This is a genomic window from Proteus sp. MB838, from assembly GCF_054767435.1.
The window spans coordinates 1-25294 of the sequence record NZ_BAABMO010000029.1 but is presented as its reverse complement, the minus strand read 5'-3'; the positions used below and the strand labels follow the sequence as shown (position 1 = coordinate 25294).

The 25294-nt window shown below is 35.8% G+C and carries 21 protein-coding genes and 1 tRNA gene; 9 read left to right on the top strand and 13 right to left on the bottom strand.

From position 1 onward, the window contains the following. Positions 1 to 3 precede the first annotated feature (3 nt). The 7 genes from ACYUCW_RS12835 to prmB all read right to left on the bottom strand — a co-directional run bounded on the left by ACYUCW_RS12835 (position 4) and on the right by prmB (position 5875). A complete protein-coding gene (locus ACYUCW_RS12835; protein WP_004248403.1) occupies positions 4 to 552 on the bottom strand; it encodes a GNAT family N-acetyltransferase in 549 nt (182 codons plus the stop codon). Positions 553 to 653: 101 nt separating this feature from the next. After that, entirely contained in the window at positions 654 to 1550 is an 897-nt protein-coding gene (locus tag ACYUCW_RS12830) for a hypothetical protein (RefSeq protein ID WP_004243747.1), read from the bottom strand. Positions 1551 to 1871: 321 nt separating this feature from the next. Next, positions 1872 to 2144 carry a YfcL family protein gene (locus tag ACYUCW_RS12825; RefSeq protein ID WP_004243748.1) on the bottom strand — a complete coding sequence of 91 codons (273 nt, stop codon included), beginning with the start codon at positions 2142 to 2144 and terminating at the stop codon, positions 1872 to 1874. A gap of 136 nt (positions 2145 to 2280) precedes the next feature. After that, positions 2281 to 2835, bottom strand: coding sequence for an elongation factor P hydroxylase (locus ACYUCW_RS12820; protein WP_004243749.1), 555 nt, complete (start codon positions 2833 to 2835; stop codon positions 2281 to 2283). Between the two features lie 16 nt (positions 2836 to 2851). After that, complete coding sequence (locus ACYUCW_RS12815; protein WP_004243750.1) at positions 2852 to 3652, bottom strand: sulfite exporter TauE/SafE family protein; 801 nt, start codon at positions 3650 to 3652, stop codon at positions 2852 to 2854. A 170-nt stretch (positions 3653 to 3822) separates the two neighbouring features. Beyond that, complete coding sequence (aroC, locus tag ACYUCW_RS12810) at positions 3823 to 4908, bottom strand: chorismate synthase (protein WP_460408744.1); 1086 nt, start codon at positions 4906 to 4908, stop codon at positions 3823 to 3825. An 88-nt stretch (positions 4909 to 4996) separates the two neighbouring features. Beyond that, on the bottom strand, positions 4997 to 5875 hold the full coding sequence (gene prmB / locus ACYUCW_RS12805) for a 50S ribosomal protein L3 N(5)-glutamine methyltransferase (RefSeq protein WP_046334445.1): 879 nt from the start codon (positions 5873 to 5875) through the stop codon (positions 4997 to 4999). A 448-nt stretch (positions 5876 to 6323) separates the two neighbouring features. Between prmB and ACYUCW_RS12800 the strand changes: the two genes are divergently transcribed. Continuing rightward, the gene (locus tag ACYUCW_RS12800) at positions 6324 to 6878 is read left to right on the top strand and encodes a Dps family protein (RefSeq protein ID WP_004250672.1); all 555 of its coding nucleotides are present in this window, start codon (positions 6324 to 6326) and stop codon (positions 6876 to 6878) included. Between the two features lie 151 nt (positions 6879 to 7029). Continuing rightward, the gene (gene smrB / locus ACYUCW_RS12795) at positions 7030 to 7572 is read left to right on the top strand and encodes an endonuclease SmrB (RefSeq protein ID WP_460408742.1); all 543 of its coding nucleotides are present in this window, start codon (positions 7030 to 7032) and stop codon (positions 7570 to 7572) included. A 42-nt stretch (positions 7573 to 7614) separates the two neighbouring features. On the opposite strand, the gene sixA is transcribed toward smrB, so the two are convergent. The 4 genes from sixA to ACYUCW_RS12775 form a co-directional block, all read right to left on the bottom strand. Continuing rightward, positions 7615 to 8100, bottom strand: coding sequence for a phosphohistidine phosphatase SixA (gene sixA / locus ACYUCW_RS12790; RefSeq protein WP_049203530.1), 486 nt, complete (start codon positions 8098 to 8100; stop codon positions 7615 to 7617). A 434-nt stretch (positions 8101 to 8534) separates the two neighbouring features. Further along, positions 8535 to 10703 carry a fatty acid oxidation complex subunit alpha FadJ gene (fadJ, locus tag ACYUCW_RS12785; protein WP_020945936.1) on the bottom strand — a complete coding sequence of 723 codons (2169 nt, stop codon included), beginning with the start codon at positions 10701 to 10703 and terminating at the stop codon, positions 8535 to 8537. Then, positions 10703 to 12007, bottom strand: a complete 1305-nt coding sequence (gene fadI, locus ACYUCW_RS12780) for an acetyl-CoA C-acyltransferase FadI (protein WP_004243765.1) — start codon at positions 12005 to 12007, stop codon at positions 10703 to 10705. Before fadI ends, fadJ begins: the two co-directional genes overlap by 1 nt. 236 nt (positions 12008 to 12243) lie before the next feature. Continuing rightward, the gene (locus ACYUCW_RS12775; protein WP_004243769.1) at positions 12244 to 12540 is read right to left on the bottom strand and encodes a YfcZ/YiiS family protein; all 297 of its coding nucleotides are present in this window, start codon (positions 12538 to 12540) and stop codon (positions 12244 to 12246) included. A 345-nt stretch (positions 12541 to 12885) separates the two neighbouring features. Here ACYUCW_RS12775 and fadL point away from each other — a divergent pair, with 345 nt between their 5' ends. Continuing rightward, on the top strand, positions 12886 to 14247 hold the full coding sequence (gene fadL / locus ACYUCW_RS12770) for a long-chain fatty acid transporter FadL (RefSeq protein ID WP_004248409.1): 1362 nt from the start codon (positions 12886 to 12888) through the stop codon (positions 14245 to 14247). Positions 14248 to 14322: 75 nt separating this feature from the next. Here fadL and mlaA read toward each other — a convergent pair whose 3' ends face one another. Beyond that, positions 14323 to 15066, bottom strand: a complete 744-nt coding sequence (mlaA, locus tag ACYUCW_RS12765; RefSeq protein ID WP_004248410.1) for a phospholipid-binding lipoprotein MlaA — start codon at positions 15064 to 15066, stop codon at positions 14323 to 14325. 1322 nt (positions 15067 to 16388) lie between these two features. On the opposite strand from mlaA, the gene ACYUCW_RS12760 reads away from it, so the two are divergent. The 6 genes from ACYUCW_RS12760 (at position 16389) to phsC (ending at position 22935) form a co-directional block, all read left to right on the top strand. Beyond that, positions 16389 to 17084 (top strand): fimbrial protein, encoded by a 696-nt coding sequence (locus tag ACYUCW_RS12760; protein WP_004243775.1) that lies wholly within the window; start codon positions 16389 to 16391, stop codon positions 17082 to 17084. 326 nt (positions 17085 to 17410) lie between these two features. Continuing rightward, a tRNA-Arg gene (locus ACYUCW_RS12755) sits at positions 17411 to 17485 on the top strand. A gap of 228 nt (positions 17486 to 17713) precedes the next feature. Then, positions 17714 to 18517, top strand: a complete 804-nt coding sequence (locus ACYUCW_RS12750; protein WP_017827876.1) for a sulfite exporter TauE/SafE family protein — start codon at positions 17714 to 17716, stop codon at positions 18515 to 18517. A 781-nt stretch (positions 18518 to 19298) separates the two neighbouring features. Then, entirely contained in the window at positions 19299 to 21578 is a 2280-nt protein-coding gene (phsA, locus tag ACYUCW_RS12745; RefSeq protein ID WP_196559085.1) for a thiosulfate reductase PhsA, read from the top strand. A gap of 41 nt (positions 21579 to 21619) precedes the next feature. Next, a complete protein-coding gene (locus tag ACYUCW_RS12740) occupies positions 21620 to 22171 on the top strand; it encodes a 4Fe-4S dicluster domain-containing protein (RefSeq protein WP_151252924.1) in 552 nt (183 codons plus the stop codon). Beyond that, positions 22168 to 22935 carry a thiosulfate reductase cytochrome B subunit gene (gene phsC, locus ACYUCW_RS12735; protein ID WP_004248413.1) on the top strand — a complete coding sequence of 256 codons (768 nt, stop codon included), beginning with the start codon at positions 22168 to 22170 and terminating at the stop codon, positions 22933 to 22935. Before ACYUCW_RS12740 ends, phsC begins: the two co-directional genes overlap by 4 nt. A gap of 574 nt (positions 22936 to 23509) precedes the next feature. Here the strand turns inward: phsC and ACYUCW_RS12730 are convergent. Beyond that, positions 23510 to 23812 carry a helix-turn-helix domain-containing protein gene (locus ACYUCW_RS12730; protein WP_004243781.1) on the bottom strand — a complete coding sequence of 101 codons (303 nt, stop codon included), beginning with the start codon at positions 23810 to 23812 and terminating at the stop codon, positions 23510 to 23512. Between the last annotated feature and the right edge of the window lie 1482 nt (positions 23813 to 25294).

Below are 25294 nucleotides of genomic sequence, written 5' to 3'. Positions count from 1 at the left end.
TATTTAAATTTCACACTTCATCGCACAACGCATTTCTCTCGCAAATCCCCCATGCTCTACTTCATTATCTAAAATTTGTTGTAAAGAATAGGGTATTTGATGCTCAAGTAAGATATGGAAACCTAAACGCTGATAATAGGGAGCATTCCAAGGGACATCGCGGAAAGTCGTTAACGTTACCGCATTAAATTGCTGTAATTTAGCTTCATTTTTTACTGTCTGGATCAGCAATTTACCAATTCCTTTATTTTGCCAATCTTTACTTACCGATAATTCATGAATAAATACACTTTCAGGTAATTGTTGCGTCATGATAAAACCAACGGGATGATTGTCATGATTAACAGCAACCCAGTGAGCATGTTGATGGATAAATTGAATATGCGCCTCAACACTTTGTACACCACTTTCGCTGATCCAACTTAATTCTTTTATGCTGCTAAATAACTCTCCTGCCGATTGTTCAATCTTCGGTAGTTGGTTGGCATCAGCCAATTGAGTTGGCCGAATAGTGATCTCGTGAGTGGCGATTTTATTTGATGCGTTGGTCATAAATAATCTCTTTTATAACTTGCTATTTGCTTATTAAGAGTATCAATTACCTATAAAAAAACCATCCATAAGGATGGCTTTTTATCCGTTCTACCAAAAATTTAATCTCTAGGTAAGATCCCATAAGATTGATATTGGCTCGCTTGGTGAATAAAAGAATTATAGTATTTATTATCTTCAACAGAGTTTTTTACTGCTCTTTCACTATCGGCTTTTGATAACTTATTTATTGCTTCATGTAATGGTGTTTTAAGCTGTTTATGGATATTAGGATCATTACTTTCTTTAATTTGATCAAGCAAGGCAACCCAATTTTCTGCCTCTGCTTGAATATCAGGATCAGTAAATTGTGGTTGAGGTAAACTGTAGTCTAACGCTAGATTAACAGTATCGTTATACTCATCTTGAGGGGAAAGCGGTTTTAGATCTTGACCATAATCAGTCATAATATATTGGATTAATTCAGGTTTATCAAAACATTTGGTTTTGATGTTCCCCATTTCGTTTTTATTATGGCTTTTAATTTCACTGGGGAAAGGTTCACCTAACGTATAAGTACATTTAAATACATTGCCATCAATCAAGGTAGCATTCGTGCTTTGTAATGGCATTTCTAACTGATAGCCATTAATAACCACTTTATATTCTGTTGGTTTAAAGCGATCTCCCTTACCTTGTACGGCATAGACTTCAGATAAACGGTAATACATAAAATTATCAGGATTTAAAATTCCACCATTGTTGTTTTCATACACCATAAAAGTGGATTTATTACCTGCACTATCTTGTAAACTATGTTCGCCCGGTGAGAGTGTTAAATAACCACTTTTACCCGGCTCAACCTGATATGTTTTATCATCAACAACAAAGCTCATACTTTTTTCACTGGGATTACTGTAATAAAACTTATCTTTTTTATTATCTAAATCAAGTTGATCACAGGCAGATAAAACCAATACCGTGCTAGCAATAAGGCTTATTTTAAAGAAATTTTTCATCGTATTGTTATCCTTATCATAAATATTTTATGCAAATCATTTGCATCCCGAGAAACATTCCTAAAAAACATTTAAAAGTAATTTGGCAGAAATGGCAAGGAGTAACAAAAGATAGCACTATTATGCTTTAATCAATGAAAGAGACATCGACTTTGAAAAATCAAATAAAAACAATTGATAAATAGTAAGGAGAATTTTTGTATAAAATCCTTTCTTTTTCAAGCTCAACTGTCTTAAACAAGGTTTTCGATGTGGTTAATCGTTAGCAATCAAAGAAAAACAACCGATAATATCGGTTGTTCTCAATATAGGTTATTTATACTAATTAATCGAGTTAACTAAATCATGCCACGTCGATAAAACCAATATTTGATCAGGAGGAGAAAGCTCTCCTGCTTTGATAGCTTTTTGAATGCTCTCTTCTACACGGGATTTTAATGCTGATAATTGCGTATTGTTTTCTTGCTCAAGCTCCGCAATCGCTAAAGTGATGTGGCCTTGTAAATATCCACCAGCAAATAATTCATCATCCGTAGCATGTTCAACACGGCTATCAATTTTATCTAATAAGTACGTTTCATACTCAGAAAGCATTATTTATCCTCAATATATAATGTTGCTATCAGATTTAAGTCACTCGATGTTTCAATAGCAACCTTATTACCTCAGGCTTTATTGGTTTACTAAAACCTGCGCAGTGGATAGACGAGGATAGTTTATCTCGTCATCCTTAATTAACGAGGGGATTTTCCTGATAAGGAAATTGTTCCGGCGTTAACTCAGGTGTATTGTAAAACAAATGTAACGCATTAATAAATAGCTGTGCACGTGGCGGGATATTTTTATCGCGCAAATAAGCTAATACTTGCTCTCTCACCTTGTTTCTAAACTGGTAACGGTCTGGCTCAAAATCCCCGTCTAAATTATCGCAACTCACGTTAAATGGATAATTGGCTGCTTGGCAGAATAACCAGTCAAGAGCTTGAGGCTTGATTTCAACTCGTTCAAACTGCTCTTGAGTCACTTGATCTCGCCCATCAGGACAATACCAATAACCATAATCAACCTGCTGACGACGCGCGTCCCCAGCAATACACCAATGCGATATTTCATGTAATGCACTCGCGTAAAATCCATGTGCGAAAATGATTTGGTGATAAGGTATCTCTTCACTCTTAGGCAAATAAATTGGCTCGTTATCACCTTTAACTAAACGTGTTTGGTAACTATCGCTAAAACATTGATTAAAAATATCAATTAACTGCTGATAATGATGTGCTGACATTTAAAAATTATCTTTCCTAATTAAAAAGTGCAGAAAACCAAAGTGCAATAGTATCACCATGATTGTCATGAATGAGTTTGATGCTCATCAAAAAGGAGATAATGACCAGCATTGGTCTAATTAATTTTTGTCCTTTGGTTAACACCAACCCTGCACCTAAGCGAGCACCAATAAACTGCCCGCATAACATAACTAAACCTATGGTCCAAATTACCTGTCCACCAAGAATAAAAAATAGCAAAGAGCCAAAATTAGAGGTGAAATTGAGTAATTTAGCATGTGCTGTCGCCTTTGAGAGATTATAACCAAGTAACATGACATAACCTAAAGCGAAAAAAGATCCCGTTCCAGGACCAAAAACACCATCATAAAAGCCAATACCACCGCCAATAATAACCCCGAAAGTATAATAGCCAAGACGTTGCTTACTATCCTTAGCCCCGATAGATGGTGTTAATAAAAAATAGAGACCGATTGCGATAGTAAGAACAGGTAGCGCTTGTTTTAGTAATTCAGGATTAATAAATTGTACTAACATCGCACCAGAAACAGCACCAATAAAAGTCATAAAAATGGCAAAGCGCTGTGCTTTTAAATCAATGACGCGACGACGAATAAAATAGAGTGTGGCTGAAAAAGAACCGCCCACTGATTGAAGCTTATTTGTTGCCAACGCTTGTACGGGTGATATCCCCGCAGAGAGCAAGGCAGGAATAGTGATCAACCCACCACCGCCAGCAATAGAGTCAATAAAGCCTGCTAATACAGCAACAAAAAAGAGTAGAAGGTAGATGCCATCTGAAAATAGCCAATCCATTTATCTATCCGAATATCAGAAATGAGGGGCGTGTGTTACTGCTTTATTTGATTATTTTAAATAAAAACAGTAACACTATCTGAGCATAGAATAATAAGGCGCTCACACCTTTAAAAACTCATAGCAAACTTACTACAGATTATTCGCTGTATTATTGATGTAAGCTAAGATCACCATTGCATTAATGGAGGAATAACATCACCACATTGACCCCGTTGACGCAATGCATGATCAAGTAACACAAGAGCCATCATAGCTTCTGCAATAGGAACAGCTCGGATACCGACACACGGATCATGTCGCCCTTTGGTGATCATATCGACTTCTTCACCTTGTCGATTAAGCGTCTTACCAGCAATAGTAATACTTGAAGTCGGCTTTAAAGCAATGTGTGCAATAATAGGTTGACCACTACTAATGCCACCTAATACCCCTCCCGCGTGATTACTGCTAAAACCTTCTTTGGTAATTTCATCGCGGTTTTCAGTCCCTTTTAAGGTCACCACATCAAAACCATCTCCGATTTCAACGCCTTTTACTGCGTTGATGCTCATTAACGCATGAGCCAAATCGGCATCAAGTCTATCAAAAACGGGTTCGCCTAATCCTGCGGGTACACCTTCTGCAACCACGGTAACTTTGGCACCTATAGAATTACCCTCTTTTTTTAGCGCTCGCATATATTCATCAAGGGCATCTAGGCGAGAAGGATCTGGGCAAAAGAATGGGTTGGTTTCTACAATTGACCAATCAACTAACTCACAACTAATCGGCCCTAATTGAGATAAGTAACCTTTTACTTCAATACCAAATTTTTGTTTAAGGTATTTTTTGGCAATAGCACCCGCTGCGACACGCATGGCGGTTTCTCGAGCAGAAGAGCGTCCCCCGCCACGATAATCACGTAAACCATATTTCTGTTCATAGGTGTAGTCTGCATGCCCTGGGCGGAATACATCTTTAATTTCGCTATAATCTTGAGAGCGCTGATCCGTATTTTCTATTAATAAACCAATACTGGTTCCCGTTGTTACACCATTAAAAACACCCGATAAAATACGCACTTGATCAGGCTCTCTACGTTGTGTGGTATAACGTGAAGTTCCCGGTTTACGTCTATCTAAATCAACTTGTAGATCCGCTTGCGTTAAAGGTAGTCCGGGAGGAACACCATCCACAATGCAACCTAACGCTGTGCCATGAGACTCACCAAAAGTGGTTACTCTAAATAATTGCCCGATACTGTTTCCCGCCATCCCTCAATTCCTATCTTATGACTGACTGTGTGATGTTATTAATATGTTATTTGCAACCATAACAATCTACCGTTTCATCACATTGACATCAACGTTTATCGCTAGCAAAGCTATCTGAAAATTCGACAAGTTGCTCACGCGTTAACATAAAGACGCCAATGCCTCCCTTTTCAAACTCAAGCCAAGTAAAAGGAACTTCAGGAAATTGTTCGATAAGATGCACCATGCTATTACCGACTTCACAGACAAGAATGCCTTTTTCGCTTAAATAATCAGGCGCTTTTAGTAAAATTTGTCTGGTGATATCTAAGCCATCCACACCAGAAGCCAATGCGAGTTCGGGTTCGATATGGTATTCATCAGGCAAGTCCCCCATATCTTCAGCATCAACGTAAGGTGGATTCGTCACGATAATATCGTATGGTGTAGGAACAATTGCCTCAAAGAGATCAGATTGCATTGGATAAACACGATGAATTAAACCATGATTTTCAATATTAAACTCGGCAACTTCTAATGCATCAGCTGAAATATCGACTGCATCGACTTCTGCTTCTTGAAATTCATGGGCGCAAGCAATAGCGATACATCCACTGCCAGTACATAAATCAAGGATACGGGTTGGCTCTTGCCCAATCAGTCCAGCAAAATGGTTATTAATCAATTCACCAATGGGAGAACGAGGGATCAAGACACGTTCATCAACATAAAATTCATGTCCACAAAACCACGCTCGATGCGTTAAATAAGGCACAGGAATTTTTTGTTCAATACGAACCTCAATAAGTTGAATGATTTCCATTTTTTCAGAGGTTGTAAGTTTGGTTGATAAAAGAGCATCAGGAATATCTAAAGGAAGAGCCAGTGTAGGCAGAACAAGCTGTAACGCTTCATCCCATGCGTTATCCGTACCATGACCATAATAAATATCTGATGAATTAAACTGACTCATAGCCCAACGTAACATATCTAAGATCGTGCTTAAATCAGCTACGGCTTCTTCTTTTGCTGTGATATCCAAAACTGTTGTCCTCTGACGGATCTGACGAAATAGAAAGTCTGTAGTTTGCCATGAAGATCGTGATAAATCAGCGTTAGATAATAAAAAAAGACAATATTATTAAATTCATTTCGTTTTATCTTTATGACGAAACAAATTCAATATTAGCCAGATAAACCAAATTAACCACACAAAAACCATACAATCAACTAACAACAAACAAAAAACCAGAACAAATAATTATATTTATCACTTTAACTAGTAATTATAAGAAATCGATCCATACTTATTTACATGTGATTTATTATTGAACTGAACAGTCAGTAATATCAATAACATCTTGTTCTGCAATTGGTTGTTCTGTTTACGATGTTGTTCTCTCAATAATACTTTTTCGATTTATTAGGAGATGAAAATGAGCAGTAAAAAACTAACCCCTGCTGAAGTTAATGATGCACATAAACTCCAAACCCGTCCTCTATCTACCCCTACAGATTTAGCACCTAAAGCAACAAAAGAAGTTAGTGCAGCGATGAATGCTATTCTTGCGGATGTGTTTGCTTTATATCTAAAAACAAAGAACTTCCACTGGCATGTGAGCGGTCCTCATTTTCGTGACTATCATCTAATGTTAGATGAACAAGGTGATCAGCTCTTTGCCATGACAGATCCTATTGCCGAGCGTGTACGTAAAATTGGTGGCATGACATTACGCTCTATAGGCCAGATCTCAAAAATGCAACGTATTAAAGATAATGATGCTGAATTTGTTGAGCCTTTAGATATGTTAGCTGAGCTATGTCAAGATAATCAATTACTTGCAGCAGAACTGAGAAAAGCACATGTTGTCTGTGATGAAAATAACGATATCTCTACCGCAAGCTTAATTGAAAATTGGATCGATGAAACAGAGCGTCGTACTTGGTTCTTATTTGAAGCTTGTCGACGTGCAGAAACATCAGGGCACTAATTAATCTATTTGCTAGCTATGTGACTATTTTGGCAGGGATCCCCCCTGCTTTTTTGTTTCATCTATTTAACAATAGTTTTTTATCTCCCTTTATATTTAAGGTACTATTATTTATAGATATAGATGATAGCAATGATGAAGAACGCTAAAAATGAACAAAAAATTCATATTACCTCCTTCAGAAATAGAATTATTTCAGGAGATGATAAAAGGCACCAAAAAGCTCCCACAAGATAAAATACGCCACAAAACACCGCGAAAAAAAGTGACTCATTATCCAACAGAGCGATTACAGCAAGAGCAAATAGATGCTTCTTACTATTTCTCCGATGAGTTTCAACCTAACTTGGCAACAGAAGGCCCGATGCGTTATTTAAGAGAAGGAGCAAATGCGTACGAGCTAAAAAAATTGCGTCGTGGTGATTATGTACCAAAGTTTTTTTTAGATTTACATGGATTAACACAATTAATCGCCAAACAAGAAATTGGTGCCTTAATCGCGGCCTGTAGAAGAGAGCATGTGTATTGTGCCTGTATTATGCATGGGCATGGTAAACATATTTTAAAACAGCAAACCCCTCTTTGGTTAGCTCAACACCCTGATATTATTGCTTTTCATCAAGCACCAAAAGAGTGGGGAGGTGATGCTGCACTATTGCTGTTAGTCGAAAATGATGATATTGCGCGTCGTTAACATCACCGAATAAATCAGAACAATATAAATAACATATAGACTTTATTCGGTAATTTGTTTTAAGTTTGCTGGGGAGACTTGCCACAGCAATTTCCCCGAGCCTGTTGATAAATCAAAATCAACACAAGCAATCGTTGAGGTAGAAAACATCGGAGCACTCACTGTTGGACAAAGCTCTGCCACGACATACCCCACTAAAGGTAGATGTGATATAACTAGAATATTGTGATATCCCACTTCCCCTAATGCCCTTAAATAATGTGCAATATGATCAGGATTACCCCCAGGAATAAGCCCTTCATCGGTTTCTATCTTAGCGGGTAATACTAAGCCTTGTTGCACAACATTCAGTGTTTGTTGTGCCCGCAAATAAGGACTAACTAAAACATAATCAATACTATGCTCTTGCTGTGTCATCCAATTCGCCATGGTTAATGATTCATATTCACCACGCTCTGTTAAAGATCGTAGTGCATCACTGGGCGCATCAAAAGTAGCCTCACCGTGGCGCATAATAAAAATTTGCATAATCAATATAAACCTAATTTGTTGTTATCATTTCTAAGGGTATCAATACATAAAGCAAGTAAGAATAACAAATATCTAGTTTTGACCAAAAACCCCTAACAAATAATACGCTATTTTATCCAGTAAATTTGCTCTATTTGGTATATTTTAACACCAAAAAATTATATTTAATCTCTTATTAAAACAAACTGTCTTTAGAATATACCATTGGCGTTTATTATCCCCCAAAAACACTTTTCACTCAGCTATCATTAACATTTATGAGCCGATTTTTCATTAATAATAAAACCTTGTTTAATCAGAGCTTAATTTAGCGAAAAACGCCCATAAACCCTCGCCCAATGTGTGAACTGCACATCAATTATACAGATACAAAAAAAGGCGCATAAGCGCCTTAATCATCCTTTCTACTCATCGCATTATAGAATAGATAGTTAGCTATAGAATCGTTCATTTAACTTGGCCATTGCCGCTAATCGCTCACATGGCTGGAACTTTTCACCGTATTTTTCAGTTAATTGATTAAGCTTATCGACTATTTTTGTTGTTCCCATACTATCTATATACCGGAATGGCCCACCAAAGAAGGGAGGAAAACCAATACCGAAAACAGCACCAATATCACCATCCCTAGGTTGTTGAATAATGTTTTCATCTAAACAACGAACTGCTTCATTAAGCATAAGCAATAAACAACGTTCAGTTATTTCTGAAGCCGATAACTGATTTTTAGGTTTAACCTGTAATAAGCGATAAATCATCGGATCTGCACGCTTTTTATTTTTTCCTAAAGAGAAAGGTAAGGCATGCTGATTATAGAGATAAAAACCACGACCGTTTTTACGCCCTTTTCTGTCATCCGCAATAATCGCATCCACCGCAGGAGGAGATGCAAAACGCTCACCAAACTCATTGACTAAAATAGGCGTTATTTTAGTACCAATATCAATTCCCACTTCATCTAAAAGTTGAATGGGGCCGACTGGAAAGCCAAATTGAACTAATGCTTTGTCAATATTCTCTATCGTTTCCCCTTCAACCAAACAGGTTAAGGCTTCACTAATATAAGGGGCGAGAATTCGATTGACATAAAAACCGGGTTTATCTCCTACCACAATGGCAACTTTGCCTTGTTTTTTAGCAAAAGCAACGGTTGTGGCGATTGTCTTAGCATCCGTTTTTTCATGAGGGATCACTTCAACTAAGGGCATTTTTTCAACGGGACTAAAATAGTGCAGCCCAATTATTTTTTCTGGATATTGTGCTTTTTCAGCAATTTTATGGATAGGAAGAGAAGAAGTATTTGAAGCAAAGATGATCTTGCCTTCACCTAAGGCTTCAATATCAGCCACCATTTTTTGCTTTAAAGCCAAATCTTCAAAAACAGCTTCGACAATAAGGTCAGTTTGATGGAAACCGCTATAATCCAATGTCCCTGATAATAACCCCATTTGTCTTTGGCGTTCACGAGCAGAGAGCCGTTTTTTCTTGACCTTAGTTGATAACGCTTTCCAACTATAGTTAAGTGCCTGCGCAATACCTTTATCACTAATATCTTTAATTCTAACGGGTAAATTACCTTTTGTTGCTGTCACAAAAGCAATACCGCCCCCCATTAACCCCCCACCTAAAATACCTATATGGTGTAAGTTATCTGGCTTTGCAGATGATCCTGTTTCATTTTTCAATGCTGTTGAGGCAAAAAAGAGATGCCGTAATGCAGATGAAACCGGGGTCATGGCTAATTCACCAAACGCATTAGCTTCTTCTTTAAAACCTGTTTGAATATCTTTCTCTAAGCCTCGTTCAATAACGTGAAGAATACGCTCTGCCGCTGGGTAATGACCTTTGGTTTTAGCTAAAGTGCGCTTTTTAGCTTGATCAAAGAGGATATTTCTTCCTAATGTGGTATTTGCCCAAAAACGCTCCATAATAGTCTGTTTTTTAGCAGCTTTTTTAGCTGTTAAAATCCATTGGGCTGCAACATCTAATAAAATAGCTTGTGGTACAACGTCATCAACTAAGCCAAGCTTGAAAGCCCGTTTGGCATTAATTTGTCGTCCAGTTAAGATCATATCTAAAGCGATCGTAACCCCTATTAAACGTGGTAATCTTTGGGTTCCCCCCGAACCTGGTAGTAATCCTAATTGAACTTCCGGAAGGCCTAAACGTGTTTTACTGTTATCGGAGCAAATTCGCCCATGGCAGGCTAATGCTAGTTCTAATCCTCCACCTAAACAGGCGCCATTGATGGCTGCGACGACAGGCAAAGGATAATTTTCTAATTGAGTAAAAAGATCTTGTCCTGCTTTTGCTAATGCGGTGGCCTCTTCTTTGGTTTTGCAATCTGCAATCATTGATATATCAGCACCAGCAATAAAATTATCAGGTTTACCTGAGGTGATAATTAATCCTTTTACACCTGAATGTTGCTGAGCCTGTTTTAATACATTTTGAAACTGTTCAACAAAAGCAGCTTTCAGTGTATTGACCTTTTCATCTACAACATTAATGGTGATAATTCCTACCTTATCGGGACGCACTGAAAACTGGAATACCGGTGATTTCTCTGATGAGGTTTGTATCCTTTGTTGAGTCGCCATTATTCCACCTCCAAAATCATCGCTGCACCCAATCCGCCCGCAGCACAAGCTGTTGTTAAACCAAAGCCACCACCTCGGCGTTTCAGTTCATGTAATGTTTGAGTCACCATTCTCGCCCCTGTTGCAGCAAAGGGGTGTCCATAAGCAATAGAGCCACCAAGAACATTGAATTTATCCATATCAACTTCACCTATTGCTTTTGACAGTCCAAGTTGCTCTTGAGCAAATTTATCACTTGCAAATAAGGTTAAGTTACTCAAAGTTTGAGCAGCGAAAGCTTCATGCATATCTATTAGTGTTAAATCACTCAAAGTAAGGCCGGCTCTTGATAGTGCTAACGGAGTCGCATAAGAAGGCCCCAGCAACATATCTTTCCAGACATCAATGGCGGTAAAAGCATAACTACGTAGATAACCTAAAGGTTGATAGCCTAAACTTTTGGCAACAGACTCTTTCATCATTAGCACAGCAGCAGCACCATCCGTAAGAGGCGTACTATTAGCCGCTGTCACACTACCGTGGCGCCTATCAAAGGCGGGCTTCAATTTTGCGTAAGAATCAAGTACAGAATTTTTTCGGATATTATTATCTTGATGAAAACCTGATTTATAGGGTGGGAAAAATGCCGTCATAACTTCGTCATTTAATTTTCCCATTTCCCACGCTTTGGCCGCTAATTGATGAGAGCGATGCGCTAATTCATCTTGCGCAACTCTTGAAATATGATAAGTCTTAGCCATCTGCTCAGCAGTATCCCCCATACGTAAACCTGTGGAATACTCAGCCACTGCGGGTGCAACGGGTAGCAGATCACCAAAGCGTAGTTGACTTAAATAACTAAGCCGTTGCCCTAATGTTTTCGCTTTACTTAAACTGAGTAAGACATCGGCTAATTTTTTACTCACGCCAATCGGTAATACAGAAGATGAATCTGCGCCACCAGCAATACCCACTGAAACATGACCTGCCAACATACTTTCAGCCACATTAGCAATAGCCTGAAAACTCGTTGCACAAGCACGGGTTACACTATAAGCATCTGTTTTTACACTTAGCCCTGCGCCAAGTACAATTTCGCGGGCAATATTCGGTGCGGCAGGCATTTGTACTACTTGACCAAACACCAGTTGATCAATAATTTCAGGAGGAATTTCATTACGGATCACTAATTCTTGTACAACCGAGCGCCCCAGCTCAACCGCAGGGATCCCCCGATAAGCGGTTGCTTGTTTAGCAAATGGGAGACGCAATCCACTGACAATCGCAACACGATCTTTTATGGTACTGCTCGCTGATGACTTCATAACGACTCCTGACAAAATGAATTCCTAACACCAAAGAGGTCTGACCTGATTAATAGAGTTAACAAAATTTTCACTTATCAGAAACATCATTTTATAAGAAGTGGGAGTTAGCGCTCATTATTTCATTCAATTAGCTGTAACTCGAAGAAAACAATAAAAGGAAGGAATAAATAATGATAAAAAATAAAAAAGGCTACTGAATTTCAATAGCCTTGAAGAAGTTTAATTTCAAAGGATTAACGTAATCCTAATTGGAAGATCAGATTTTCTGCTTCACAAGAGAAAGTAAAATCAGCGGTTAATTGAACGCCACCTTCGACATCAGCAAATTGATGTTTAATTTGGCAAGGTTCAGATGCAGTGGCATTAGCTTTAGCTGTTAGCTCATTTAACATCGCTTCAGCTTGAGCCTTATCGGCAAAAACGTGCTGATAAGATGCGGTACAATTTTTGTTGTCGATAATAGTACCAACATCAACACAACAACAAGCAGCTGTTTCTTCTGCATTACAACGATTAATTGCGTCTGCCATTTTAGTCTCCCAACAAAAGAAGTGTTAATTATCTATCATAATAGCAAAAAAATAAAATAACCTGCGTTAGCTCAAATTAACCTACAATTTTACAAAAAAAATTGATTTTACTGTTTGTTTAATAAACAAAACCATCTTTATTGGCATTTAATGTAAAATTAATGTTAACTAAATCCCAAATTTTAAATCAAATTGGAAATATATATAAAACAAACTTGCAACATCACCACTATTCATCTTTATACTTAAGCAACTGGTCTGATTTGTCATAGCGACAACCGCACCTAAAATCCAGCGCTTCTAATCAGAAGTTACTTATTTAAAAAAATTATGAGGGTTTAGGTCATGAACCGTAAAAACCTGTTTACTCGCACAGCTCTCGCTGCCATTGTAGGAACACTTTCCTCTTATGCAAGCGCTGCCGGTTTTCAGTTAAATGAATATTCAACTTCAGCACTAGGTCGTGCTTTTTCAGGAGAAGGCGTTATTGCAGATGATGCGAGTGTAGGTAGTCGAAACCCTGCCGCATTGACCATGTTTGATCGTCCTGAGTTTTCCGTCGGTGCTATCCATATTAATCCCAGTGTTGATATTAAAGGTAAATCCCCACTCTCTGGCGCCAGCACTAATGCCGGCGATATCGCCCCAAGTGCTTTAGTCCCCAATATCCACTTTGTTGCGCCTATCAACGATAAATGGGCAATTGGTGCATCAGGTACTACTAACTTTGGTTTAGCTACCGACTTTAAAAAAGATTACCCTGCTGGTTTAATTGGCGGCAAAACTGATTTAAAAACCATGAACTTAAATTTAAGTGCAGGTTATCGAGTTAATAAACAATTTAGTGTCGGTTTAGGCTTAAATGCGCTCTATGCTGATGCTGAAATTACCCGCCATGTAGGTGAAGCCGGTAAGCTATTGGGTGGTACCTTATCTCAACATCCAGATACTAACTATCAGGGATTAGGCCGTTATTTATCAAGCTTATCGCCAAGTGATCGCTTTGCACAATTAAAAGGGGATGCTTGGGGCTTTGGCTGGAACGCCGGTTTATTATATGAGTTTGATGAAGATAACCGTATCAGCTTCACTTATCGCTCTAAAGTAAAAGTGAAATTTAAAGATGGTGATTATCAAAGTGACTTAAAAACGATCCCTCTTCCTGGTGGCAATACCATCGTAGGTACCGAAGGTGGCACAATCAAAGGTAAACTTGATCTTAACCTACCGGAGATTTGGGAATTTGCCGCTTACCACCGTGTCGCCCCTAAATGGGCTGTCCATTATAATTTAGCTTATACCAGTTGGAGTGAGTTTAAAGAGTTAAGAGCAACACGTAAAAGTGATGGCCAGCAACTCTTCAACAAAGAAGAAGGCTTCCGTGATGCATGGCGTATTGCATTAGGAACCACTTATTACCATGATGATAATTGGACATTCCGCACCGGTATTGCCTTTGATGATAGTCCTGTTCCTGCGGATAAACGCTCTATCTCGATCCCTGACCAAGATCGCTTCTGGTTAAGTGCAGGGGCAACCTACGCATTTAATAAAGATATGTCTGTGGATGTTGGTTTAGCCTATATGCACGGTAAGAAAGTGACGATTAAAGAGAAGCTATCTGAAAGCTTACCATTGCCGGCTTATGAATTTGAATCATCAGGTAAAGCATGGTTATACGGTATGAACTTTAACTATCGCTTCTAAGCTGATTTGCTACTTTAAATACAAAAAATGGTCTTAAAAAAGACCATTTTTTATTTAAACAACCAGATAAACAGATTAATCGATAGAGTCTAAATCATCTTCAATCGCTTTTGCGTTTGGATTTTCACCTGTTTTCCCGCCATTAGCATCGAAATCATTTTTTTGGAAATAGGCTTCACGCATCATTAAATATGGATCAGATGAGTTTTGTAAAATTGCATCTGAATCTAATAATTGAGCTCGCGTTTCAATACCTTCAAGGGCCCATTTACCCGCAGACATCCAGAAAGTGAGGTAACTCAGTACTGGATAGGTGGCATCAGCCCAATCGCCCCCCTCTTCTCGCACTGTAAAGCTGCCATAGCCCGGTAATACCACATAAGGGCCATATCCCACACCATAATGCCCTAACGTACTACCAAACCTTACAGGAACTTCTTTTTCCATTGATTCTCTAGACATTCCTGCAACATCGATTAAACCACCAATACCAAATACGGTATTGATCCAAAAACGTCCGAAATGCTTAGCCCCTTTTTCAAAATCTCCACGTAAGATGCTATTTAGCATACTTGCTGGCTCTTCAAGGTTACCTAAGAAATTCGATAGTCCATTACGTGCTGGTGGTGGAACATAATCACGCCATACTACGGCTACAGGTCGTAATACGTAAGGATCTAAAACATAATAGTTAAAATTAAACATCTGGCGGTTAAACCCTTCCAAGGGATCAGAACGACTGTCACCATTGTTAGGTGTGCTTGCACATCCTGAAAGTAAAGCTACTAAAAGAGCAACACCGCACAGGCGATACTTCATAATGTTCTCCGCTAACTGTCCTATGATAATCAGAGCATAGGTCACTATTCATCATCTTTACATATAATACTGTCAATAGGCGATAAGTGATACTGTTATTCGTTTTTAATCTTATAAGAACATTCGGGATTTATTTTTATCCAATAGAGCTAACTATGCCCGATTAACAAAAATATTTTAGATTGTTTTTTATGCAAAACACCTATAGTTACATAGTTCAAAGAAGAAGTAATTCGCAATAATCAAGCTAAGAATTTTCTTACCTTAAAGTATCTATCTATATAAAAAATACGCTATTTTATTTGTTAGTTTCATCCACTTTATATCAAAAAATAAAAAAACATAAAGATACATATACAAATTTACCTATCCAAATAAAACATAAAAATAATTTATCAATATTTTTTAATTATAATAAGCAAACTTAGAATAAATTAAAGATAGTCATAAATAGATAAAATAAAGATATCATGATTAGGCTATCAATAGCTAAATTATCATTTTCGATATTAGGATATAATGAAGAAAAATTTCTCTATTTTTCCTTGCCGACCCATTATATCATCAAGTTTTACCAGATACCTTCAGCTAAGTTACAAATTAATCGAGATATCAAGCCATCAACATACACTATCAATTATTCCTGAAAATGCTAAGTATGCATTAGGCTCTCAACGTAGCGATATTAAAACATCCTGTAATGTAGATACTTTTTTAACATTTACAGTTTCAGATTTGTTTGTAGAAAATAAAGCTAACACATGGAAAAAACTTTAGTGTAACTTTAGAAACCAGAGGAGCAAAAAGTAATGTAATTTATTGATATATAAAATAATTAAAAAACCTCTAAATAAAATATCGATACTCCTGAAGAAGTTAGATTATATAGAGCAAGCTACTATTACATTTAGTTTTTGAATTTAACATTTAAACAAAATGAGTAATAAATATCACATTATAAGTAAGCCATTATTAATAATCTCTTTTTGATGCCCCACTACATATAAAATCAAAAAGCATTAAAATTTTCATTACTCATTATTAAAATGGGCAGAAATAACAATATAACCATTAACGAAATGATTATACTTTTATGATAAGAATTTAAACAATAGCTTTACGATTCATTTTAAATAAAACATTTTTTGATATTCTAAATTAGATGAAAAATAATAAAATATTTTCAATAACATCATAATTTGATTAAACAGACTAAAATAAAAGAAAATACTTAATTTTAAAACTTAAATAATAATTTAAAAGGGGTATCATAATCCTCTAATTTAATAATTCATTATTCATTCACGAAAAGGAAGAGTAAAATGAAAAAGAATTTTCTCTATTTTACCTTACTAGCGGCTATATCAACATCAGCGCTAGCTGTAACACCTTCGGCTCAATTACAGATCAATGGGGATATAAAACCGCCAACTTGTACAATCAATAGTTCTAACAATACAGAAGTTGTCTTTGACTATGGCCGCATATCGCCAAGCTTGATACCACAATCTTCAAACTATCAATATGTGGATATGAAACCAGAAACAAGCATCAGTATTGAATGTGATGCTAAAACTTATTTGACTTTTATACCTACTGACACATATGGTGATGTAGATCTTGATTATAATACTAGTTTTGATAGTGCTTGGTTTCGCTTAGTTGATAAAGCCAACCCAGATAAAGCTGTTGGGGCTTCATTTTTTAATTGGAAAGATGCAACTGTTGACGGAAAAACGGCTTTTATAAGCCGAGCAACACCTAAAACAGCTGAAGTAGGGGTATCTGTCTTAGTTAAAAATAATATTCATGGGTGGACATCAGAGCAACAAGAGGATGTATCCGCCGCATCTCTTAAATTAGTCTCAGGTGAAATCTTTACCACAAAATTTATACCAGGAATATCATCTCATACATTTATTCTTTCTCGTGATAAGCTAGCTAAAAAAGCGATAGATATTAGTAATGGACTCGATTTTATTGGTGAGGCCGTATTAACATTCTCTTTCGGTGTTTAAAAAGTTTAACAAAAACACTCTCACTATATTAACAAGCTATTAGCTTGTATACATTAAACGGGTAGGAGCCTTCTTTATTTTATTCCCCTCCCGTTTATTGCTTTAATTTTTTATGACTCATTCAATTAACCTACTAATTTTATATTTATCATTTTTATTACGATCTACTGTGACAATATAAAAATATAGAAATAGCTATTAAGGCAGTATTATCATTGATTACAAAATAAACCTTGCTAACTCAATGACTAAATACCTTGATCCCTCCACCACAAAAACGGTACTATACGGACACTGAGAAACAGTTAAGCACCCTCTCGCAAAATGTTCCCTTAGTTAAATGGATATAACGAGCCCCTCCTAAGGGCTAGTTACAGGTTCGATTCCTGTAGGGAACGCCAATTATAACAACCTATCATTTTACCCACTGCTTATTCTTGCTATAAAGAATAGGTTCTTTATTAACAACACCCAATGAGAGTTTGGTGATTTAATAAAGCCTTATCAAAAATAATAACCTTTATTGTCGATAATTTGGCCTAAATTCCTATTTCACTGTCTGCACCACAGAAGTAAATCAAATCTATATTCGGTAGCTTATATCACCTGTTATGGACAGGAGAATTTAAATGATACTTTGGCTAATCTCTTTTGGCTTAATTTCAGGTATTACTACATGGTTATTTGGTTTTGGCGGTGGTTTTGTTACTGTGCCCCTACTCTATACTTTGATTCTTACACTTTGGACAGGTGATAGCTTAGCGGGTGAACATGCTATGCAAATTGCTGTGGCTACCTCTGCGCTCATTATGCTGTTTTCCGCTATTATTACGACCCTAAAACACCATAAGGCGAAAAAAATAGATTGGAAATTAATTATGATCTTATTTTGGGGGATTGCATTCGGTGGGATCTTCGGTGCCTTACTTGCCTCATCCGTCCAAGGTGAATGGATCCGATGGATTTTTATTGGTTATCTATTTCTGACTATCTTAGATTGCTATTTTCGCCCCGGATTTATGGCGCCACGCAAAGAAATACAAAAAGTAACCAACAAAAAAGAAGCGTTAACTGGCACTATTATTGGCATTATTGCAGCTTTTTTAGGTGTAGGTGGAAGTGTTATGACCGTACCTTTATTACGCCGTAGAGGTATGTCAATGACTCAATCGGCTGCCATGGCAAACACATTGACATTCCCTTTAGCATTAACGGCAACACTCACTTATATCTTATTGTCTTTCACTACCCCGTTAGGGGATAGCGCTGGATTTGTTGGCTATATTTGGATAAAAGCAGCCGTTATTCTAATCTGTAGTACATGGATAGGATTAAAAATAGCTGAACGTTTTTTATCACGTATACCGGATAAATGGCATGCGAGAGTTTATCCGCTGTTATTGATATTGGTGTTAGTCGTTATGCTGAACTAACCCGCTAACATACCTCTGGACAAGGCAATTCTTATCTATCTGTATTGCCTTTAATATTTCACACAAAAGTGAAATTGTTACATTTACTCGACTCAATAGTAGCGTATTTTGACACCCTAGATACAACCCAATAACCATTAATATAATTAATTAAAAATTATACATAATGAATAATATATTATAATTTATCTTATCTTTTTTATGATGGCATAATTATCTACCTCTTAGATAAATTAAATCTTAATTGACATTTAATTCTATCTTTTATAGATATTTCATTATTAAAATAAGACATTATAGCAAATATAATAAAATAGCTTCTTTAGCTTAAGAAAATTAAAAAACTTGTTTAGTCTTTATTTCAATAACAATTTAATTACAATTAAACCCCTCAACGATATATATAAAAATACATATCGATTGAAAATTATATCAATATTTTTTCTTACCTTAATAATATATTATAGATACACTTTAAAAGAATAAATCATTCCTATAACCATATGAATATTAAAGGCATGGTTATTTTTTTATAAAACTCTTAATTCATTTCCTTTAACAATAACCAGCCCCTAACTAATACCTTAGAAGAAAATAATTATCATTTTAGTTTGTCTCTATTTGTTAAATTATTTTATGATATTTATTAACTTCTTTGTTGCTATTATTTATTATTTCCAACTAACTCATCACTTATTAATGAATAAATTGAAGACACCATCAAATATTTATTTAACCAACTGTATATAATATTTAGCTATAAGAAGAAACTGGAGGTTATATGAGTATTAGTCGTCGTTCTTTTATTAAGGGGATGGGTATAGGATGTGTTGGGTGTACGGTGGGAAGTTTACCACCAGGGGCCCTCGCACTTAATCCAGTAGCATCTCTTAAGGGTCAGTCTAAATTAACACCAAGTTTGTGTGAGATGTGTTCTTACCGTTGTCCTATAGAAGCTCAGGTTGTTAATAACAAAACTGTCTTTATCCAAGGTAACCGAAATTCACCACATCAAAAAACTCGAGTCTGTGCGAGAGGAGGCAGTGGTGTTAGCCTTATTTATGATCCGAAACGCATTGTAAAGCCCATGAAACGCAAAGGCCCTAGAGGTGCCGGAGAATGGGAAGTTATTAGCTGGGAACAAGCTTATACAGAAATTGCCGAAAAGATGGCAAGCATCAAACAACATTATGGTGCTGAAAGTATCTTTTTCTCATCAAAATCAGGCTCTCTCTCCTCTCATTTATTTCATTTAGCGGCGGCATTTGGGTCACCAAACACCTTTACGCATGCATCAACTTGTCCTGCGGGCAAAGCCATTGCTGCATCGGTAATGATGGGTGGTGATTTAAAAATGGATCTCGCAAATTCTAAATATATTCTTTCTTTTGGTCATAATCTTTATGAAGGAATTGAAGTTGCAGAAACCTATGAATTAATGACGGCACAAGAGCGTGGTGCAAAATTAGTCAGTTTTGATCCTCGATTGTCTGTTGTTTCCAGTAAAGCAAATGAGTGGTTTGCTATCCGACCAGGAGGCGACTTACCTGTTCTAATGGCCATGTGTCATATTATGGTAAAAGAAAATCTTTATGATAAAGATTTTATAGAAAAATTTACTGTCGGCTTCCCTCAATTAGTGGAAGTATTACAAGATACCACGCCTGAATGGGCACAAGCTCACTCTGATGTTCCCGCAAAAGATATTATTCGCATAACACGTGAAATTGCAGCTAAAGCTCCTCACGCATTAGTCATGCCAGGCCATCGCGCAACCTTTAATAAAGATGAAATTAATATGCGCAGAATGATCTTCACCTTCAACGCCCTACTGGGAAATATTGAACGTGAAGGTGGCATGTATCAAAAGAAAGCTGCTGCAAAATATAATAAATTAGCGGGTATCGACGTTGCCCCTGAATTAGCTAAACCAACCGTTAAAGGCATGCCTAAAATTACGGCAAAACGCGTCGATGCTACAGCGCCTCAATTTAAATATATCAATAAAGGCGGCGGTATTGTTCAATCTATCATTGACTCCACACTCCATGGTGTACCTTACCAAACCAAAGCTTGGATTATGTCACGCCATAATCCATTTCAAACAGTAAGTTGCCGACCTGATCTAGAAAAAACAGCCCAAAAACTCGACTTAATTGTCAGTTGTGATGTGTATTTAAGTGAAAGTGCATCTTATGCAGATTATCTGTTACCAGAAAGCACTTATTTAGAAAGAGATGAAGAGATTTCTGATGTCTCTGGTTTAAATCCAGCTTATGCATTAAGACAGCAAGTTGTCGAACCTATTGGTGATACTAAACCAAGTTGGTTAATCTGGATGGAATTAGGAAAAAAACTGGGGTTAGCAAGTTATTATCCTTGGGAAAACATGGGAGTTCGTCAACTTTATCAAGTTAAAGGGGATGAAAATCTCTATAAAGAGATCCACCAAAAAGGCTATTTATCTTATGGTATTCCGCTACTTTTACGTGAACCATCCTATGTAAAAGCCTTTGTTGCACAATACCCAGATGCTATCAAACATGTTGATAGTAACAATATGATGGAAAAATCTCTTTCTTTTAAATCACCAAGTGGTCTTATTGAGATCTATTCGGAAGAGTTAGAAAGTCTATTAGAGAATTATGGTATTCCTCGTTTCCATAACTTCCCATTAAAACAAAAAGATGAACTCTATTTTATCCAAGGAAAAGTCGCAGTACATACCAATGGTGCGACTCAATATGTACCTTTATTAGCAGAGCTAATGTGGAAAAATCCTGTCTGGTTACATCCTGATACTGCAAAAAGTCATGGAATTAAGCATGGTGATGAGATCATTTTAGAAAATAGCGTAGGCAAAGAAAAAGCCCATGCCTTAATTACCACAGGTATTCGTCCTGACACAGTGTTTGTCTATATGGGTTCAGGCTCTAAGACCGGCGAAAAAACGCCAGCAACCACAAATGGGATCCACTGCAGTAGTTTATTACCTCATGAAATTAGCCCTGTTTCAGGCACTGATGTACATACTTCAGGCGTCAAAATTAGTCTGGCTTAAGGAAAAAAATAACGACGAATAGCAACTCTAAACAATTTGTCATGCTGCACGATGAAAAACGTTGCATTGGCTGCCAAGCTTGTACCGTAGCATGTAAAGTCATCAATGATATTCCTGAAGGATACAGCCGACTACAAGTACAAATTCAAGGCCCTCATAATGATGAGGCAGGAGATCCACATTACCAATTTTTCCGAGTTTCCTGTCAACATTGTGAAGATGCGCCTTGCGTTTCTGTCTGCCCTACAGGTGCTTCATTTATTGATGAAAATGGCATTGTACAGGTTAAAAAAGAGCTCTGTATTGGCTGTGATTACTGTGTTGGTGCTTGTCCTTATCACGTTCGATATATCAATCCATTAACACACATTGCCGATAAATGTAATTTCTGTGCTGATACTCGACTAACAGAAGGTGAGTTACCCGCTTGTGTAACGGTATGTCCAACTGATGCATTGGCATTTGGTCGCATTGACTCACCCGAGATCCAAGCTTGGATCAAACAGAAATCCGTTTATCAATACCAATTAGATAATGTCGGAAAACCAAATTTATTCCGCCGTAAAGAGATCCATCAGGGAGATAAAGCATGACAAGTATCTGGGGAGCCGAACTCTATTATACGCCAGATTACTGGCCTGTATGGTTAATTGCAGCAGGTTTGATCATTGTCGCCATGATAGCCATATTGGTGCTACATGGTTTTTTACGTTATGCACTGGCACCTAAGCAAAGTGGTCACTATGAAGAAGAGCGTGTTTACTTATACTCTAAAGCCATTCGTTTTTGGCATTGGGGTAATGCCTTACTGTTCATTCTTCTATTAATCAGTGGATTGTTAGGCCATTTTTCTATCGGTAATGTTCCATCGATGGTACTACTACATAAAATCTGTGGTTTTATTCTCATCGCTTTTTGGATAGGTTTTGTTGTAATTAACCTAACCACAAATAATGGTGTACATTACAAAGTCAGACCACAAGGATTAATTGGACGCTGTATCAAGCAAGCTCGCTTTTATCTTTATGGTATTATGAAAGGTGAACCACATCCTTTTGCCGCGACTGCAACAGATAAATTTAACCCTCTCCAACAACTTGCTTACTTAGGTGTTATGTTTGGGTTAGTTCCACTACTTCTTATCACAGGCGTACTATGCTTATACCCTGAAGTCCTAGGTTATGGCTATTGGATGTTAAAAGTACACTTTATATTAGGCATCGTTGCACTCATGTTTATTTGTGCACACTTCTACTTATGTACTTTAGGCGATACCTTTACACAAACATTCCACAGCATGATTGATGGGCATCATCGACATCAAAAACATGGTGAAAGCACAACAACAAAAAATTGATTATCCCTTGTTGATAATTATTAATATCCTCATGCCTGCTTATCGAGCAGGCATTTTTACGTATTGGTATTTTTAGCTAAGATCACTGATACGTAAAAATACAGATTATTCTCCTATTCACTACGATTTTTTTATTTATTATTAACAGAACAAAATTGATATAGCTTAATTTTCTAAAAATGAATCTTTTTATGATGATATTCTACTAAATTAGTGTTTTTTTGAACTAGCTAGTTTTAATTTTATTTTTACTGAAATTTTTTATATATTAAAAAATATAATTAACCAATCTTTTATATAAAAAATTTTAGTCATAAATAACAGTAGAAATAGCAACAAAAAAGATATGTTATAGGTAACAGTCAATATTATTATACTAATGGAATAATTTAGATATTCTTATTACTGTTAAAAAATAAAAATGCCCATTAAGGGCATTTTATTTAGATTCAAGGCGTAAATTAATAATAAGATAATTCTTATTATTAAATAATTAGATTAACACTCTCATAAGAATCATCTTATTTATCTAATTATTTGTATACTAGCTAACTTTCTAATTAAAAGCTTGCAATCAGAAAATAGAAAGAGCCTTATTGTCGAAATGAGCTGGGATATGTTGTTCATTATTCTCAGGAACATCAACCATACCCCCCATAACATCTTCAAAGAAGTTACCTATATTAATGCCTAACACATCAAGGACTTTAACTAAGCAATCAATGTCGATACGATTAACTCCACGTTCGTAGCGAAATAATTGCTGTTCACTAATATCGATTTCTTTTGCTAACTGAAATACGGTATAACCTTGAGATTTTCTTAATGATTTTATTTTTTGTCCAACAGCGTAAGCAACTGGATACTTGTTACTCATAATATGTTCTCGCTTTTCACTTTGATTGATATCTAATTTATAATAGTGCGGGCCATCATTAATAATATATGAAAAAATATAATATCATGGGCACCTTTTTTAATTTTATTAAAATAATATTTTGACTTGATAAGAGTATTACAATTCATAACAACACTTATCATATGTAAATAATATACTACGCATTTAAACACTTTCAACCAGTCAAAAAATGACAATAATAACTTACACCTTTACTCTCACTAGTTATTAATACCTAGGATAAGTCACAAATCCAATATTAATCAATAGGTTATAATATATTAAATATAAATATAGTCTTTTTTTATCTTTAGAATTACTCATGCATTAGATTTATATTCTATCAATGCAATAATTTACGAATAAATATATCAAATTGACAAAAAAATAATCAATAAATTTCAGTCTAATTTATTTAAATTTGTGAATTAACCTCGTTAATAGAACATTTTTTACATTTTTACAAAAAATATTGAGCAATCTCAATAAATTCTAATTAATACAAAATGACACAGATTAAAACTAATAGAAACAATTAGTTACATGATTTTCATAAAGTAATAGAACTCGATCTAATTTTAAACATTTGTTAATTAATTTATATAAGCATAAACACTTAGCGTTAGAGTACTTATTAAATTTAAATAAATTTCCAATTATTATTTACTATAATTTGAATTATAATTTCAGTTATGGATTATTATTTATTTATATTTTTTCTTGTTCTCTTATTAAAGAGAATCCAAATAGAAAAAGACCATAAAAAGAAGAATAAATGATAAAAACTATTTTATATCATATGGTTATAATACATTTCTTAATTTATAGAACATCTAATGTTCTACTAAAAACATGCCAGCATAGCTTTTTGCCACCTTCCGCAAACCACATATTTAAACAAAAGAACTTCTTATCAGTTATTGTAACTTAGGGTAAATATTTGCTATATTAAGCTGTTAAATGACCATTTAACAATGATCTCATTTTGTTAAAAATTCAAAATTAGATAATCCTTTAATCCTAAGTGTAAATACTTATTTCTTATAAAGTGTATTTTTGCCTCTCTGCAAACATTAATATTTTTATATAATTTATCTTTCTGCTATATACACAATTTTCTCTTTTTTCGTGTAAAAAAGGAATTTCCCCCTTTAAGACAACATCTAAACAAATGAAAATGTCGTTTATTGGCATAGATCATTTTCTTTTGAATTCATAAGGATAGCGATTTGATAAAAATCAATAATTAAAATAAACGTTTAAAATCAACAAATTAATATAAAAATTTTGTTCAAAAAATAGCACCAAAAAAAACGATATTTCAGAAAAAACACATAATAATTTTTAATTAAAAAGATAATTTGGTTACAAACCACATAAAAATATTAAGGGTGTTTACTGTAAAGGATAATTTTGAATTATTTTTATTTTAACCCATATAAAAACCATAATACGTATAAT

Coding starts and splice junctions, on each gene's coding strand:
- ACYUCW_RS12835 (WP_004248403.1), bottom strand. CDS start 552: ATGACCAACGCATCAAATAAAATCGCCACTCACGAGATCACTATTCGG.
- ACYUCW_RS12830 (WP_004243747.1), bottom strand. CDS start 1,550: ATGAAAAATTTCTTTAAAATAAGCCTTATTGCTAGCACGGTATTGGTT.
- ACYUCW_RS12825 (WP_004243748.1), bottom strand. CDS start 2,144: ATGCTTTCTGAGTATGAAACGTACTTATTAGATAAAATTGATAGCCGT.
- ACYUCW_RS12820 (WP_004243749.1), bottom strand. CDS start 2,835: ATGTCAGCACATCATTATCAGCAGTTAATTGATATTTTTAATCAATGT.
- ACYUCW_RS12815 (WP_004243750.1), bottom strand. CDS start 3,652: ATGGATTGGCTATTTTCAGATGGCATCTACCTTCTACTCTTTTTTGTT.
- aroC (WP_460408744.1), bottom strand. CDS start 4,908: ATGGCGGGAAACAGTATCGGGCAATTATTTAGAGTAACCACTTTTGGT.
- prmB (WP_046334445.1), bottom strand. CDS start 5,875: ATGTTACGTTGGGCTATGAGTCAGTTTAATTCATCAGATATTTATTAT.
- ACYUCW_RS12800 (WP_004250672.1), top strand. CDS start 6,324: ATGAGCAGTAAAAAACTAACCCCTGCTGAAGTTAATGATGCACATAAA.
- smrB (WP_460408742.1), top strand. CDS start 7,030: ATGAACAAAAAATTCATATTACCTCCTTCAGAAATAGAATTATTTCAG.
- sixA (WP_049203530.1), bottom strand. CDS start 8,100: ATGCAAATTTTTATTATGCGCCACGGTGAGGCTACTTTTGATGCGCCC.
- fadJ (WP_020945936.1), bottom strand. CDS start 10,703: ATGGCGACTCAACAAAGGATACAAACCTCATCAGAGAAATCACCGGTA.
- fadI (WP_004243765.1), bottom strand. CDS start 12,007: ATGAAGTCATCAGCGAGCAGTACCATAAAAGATCGTGTTGCGATTGTC.
- ACYUCW_RS12775 (WP_004243769.1), bottom strand. CDS start 12,540: ATGGCAGACGCAATTAATCGTTGTAATGCAGAAGAAACAGCTGCTTGT.
- fadL (WP_004248409.1), top strand. CDS start 12,886: ATGAACCGTAAAAACCTGTTTACTCGCACAGCTCTCGCTGCCATTGTA.
- mlaA (WP_004248410.1), bottom strand. CDS start 15,066: ATGAAGTATCGCCTGTGCGGTGTTGCTCTTTTAGTAGCTTTACTTTCA.
- ACYUCW_RS12760 (WP_004243775.1), top strand. CDS start 16,389: ATGAAAAAGAATTTTCTCTATTTTACCTTACTAGCGGCTATATCAACA.
- ACYUCW_RS12750 (WP_017827876.1), top strand. CDS start 17,714: ATGATACTTTGGCTAATCTCTTTTGGCTTAATTTCAGGTATTACTACA.
- phsA (WP_196559085.1), top strand. CDS start 19,299: ATGAGTATTAGTCGTCGTTCTTTTATTAAGGGGATGGGTATAGGATGT.
- ACYUCW_RS12740 (WP_151252924.1), top strand. CDS start 21,620: ATGCTGCACGATGAAAAACGTTGCATTGGCTGCCAAGCTTGTACCGTA.
- phsC (WP_004248413.1), top strand. CDS start 22,168: ATGACAAGTATCTGGGGAGCCGAACTCTATTATACGCCAGATTACTGG.
- ACYUCW_RS12730 (WP_004243781.1), bottom strand. CDS start 23,812: ATGAGTAACAAGTATCCAGTTGCTTACGCTGTTGGACAAAAAATAAAA.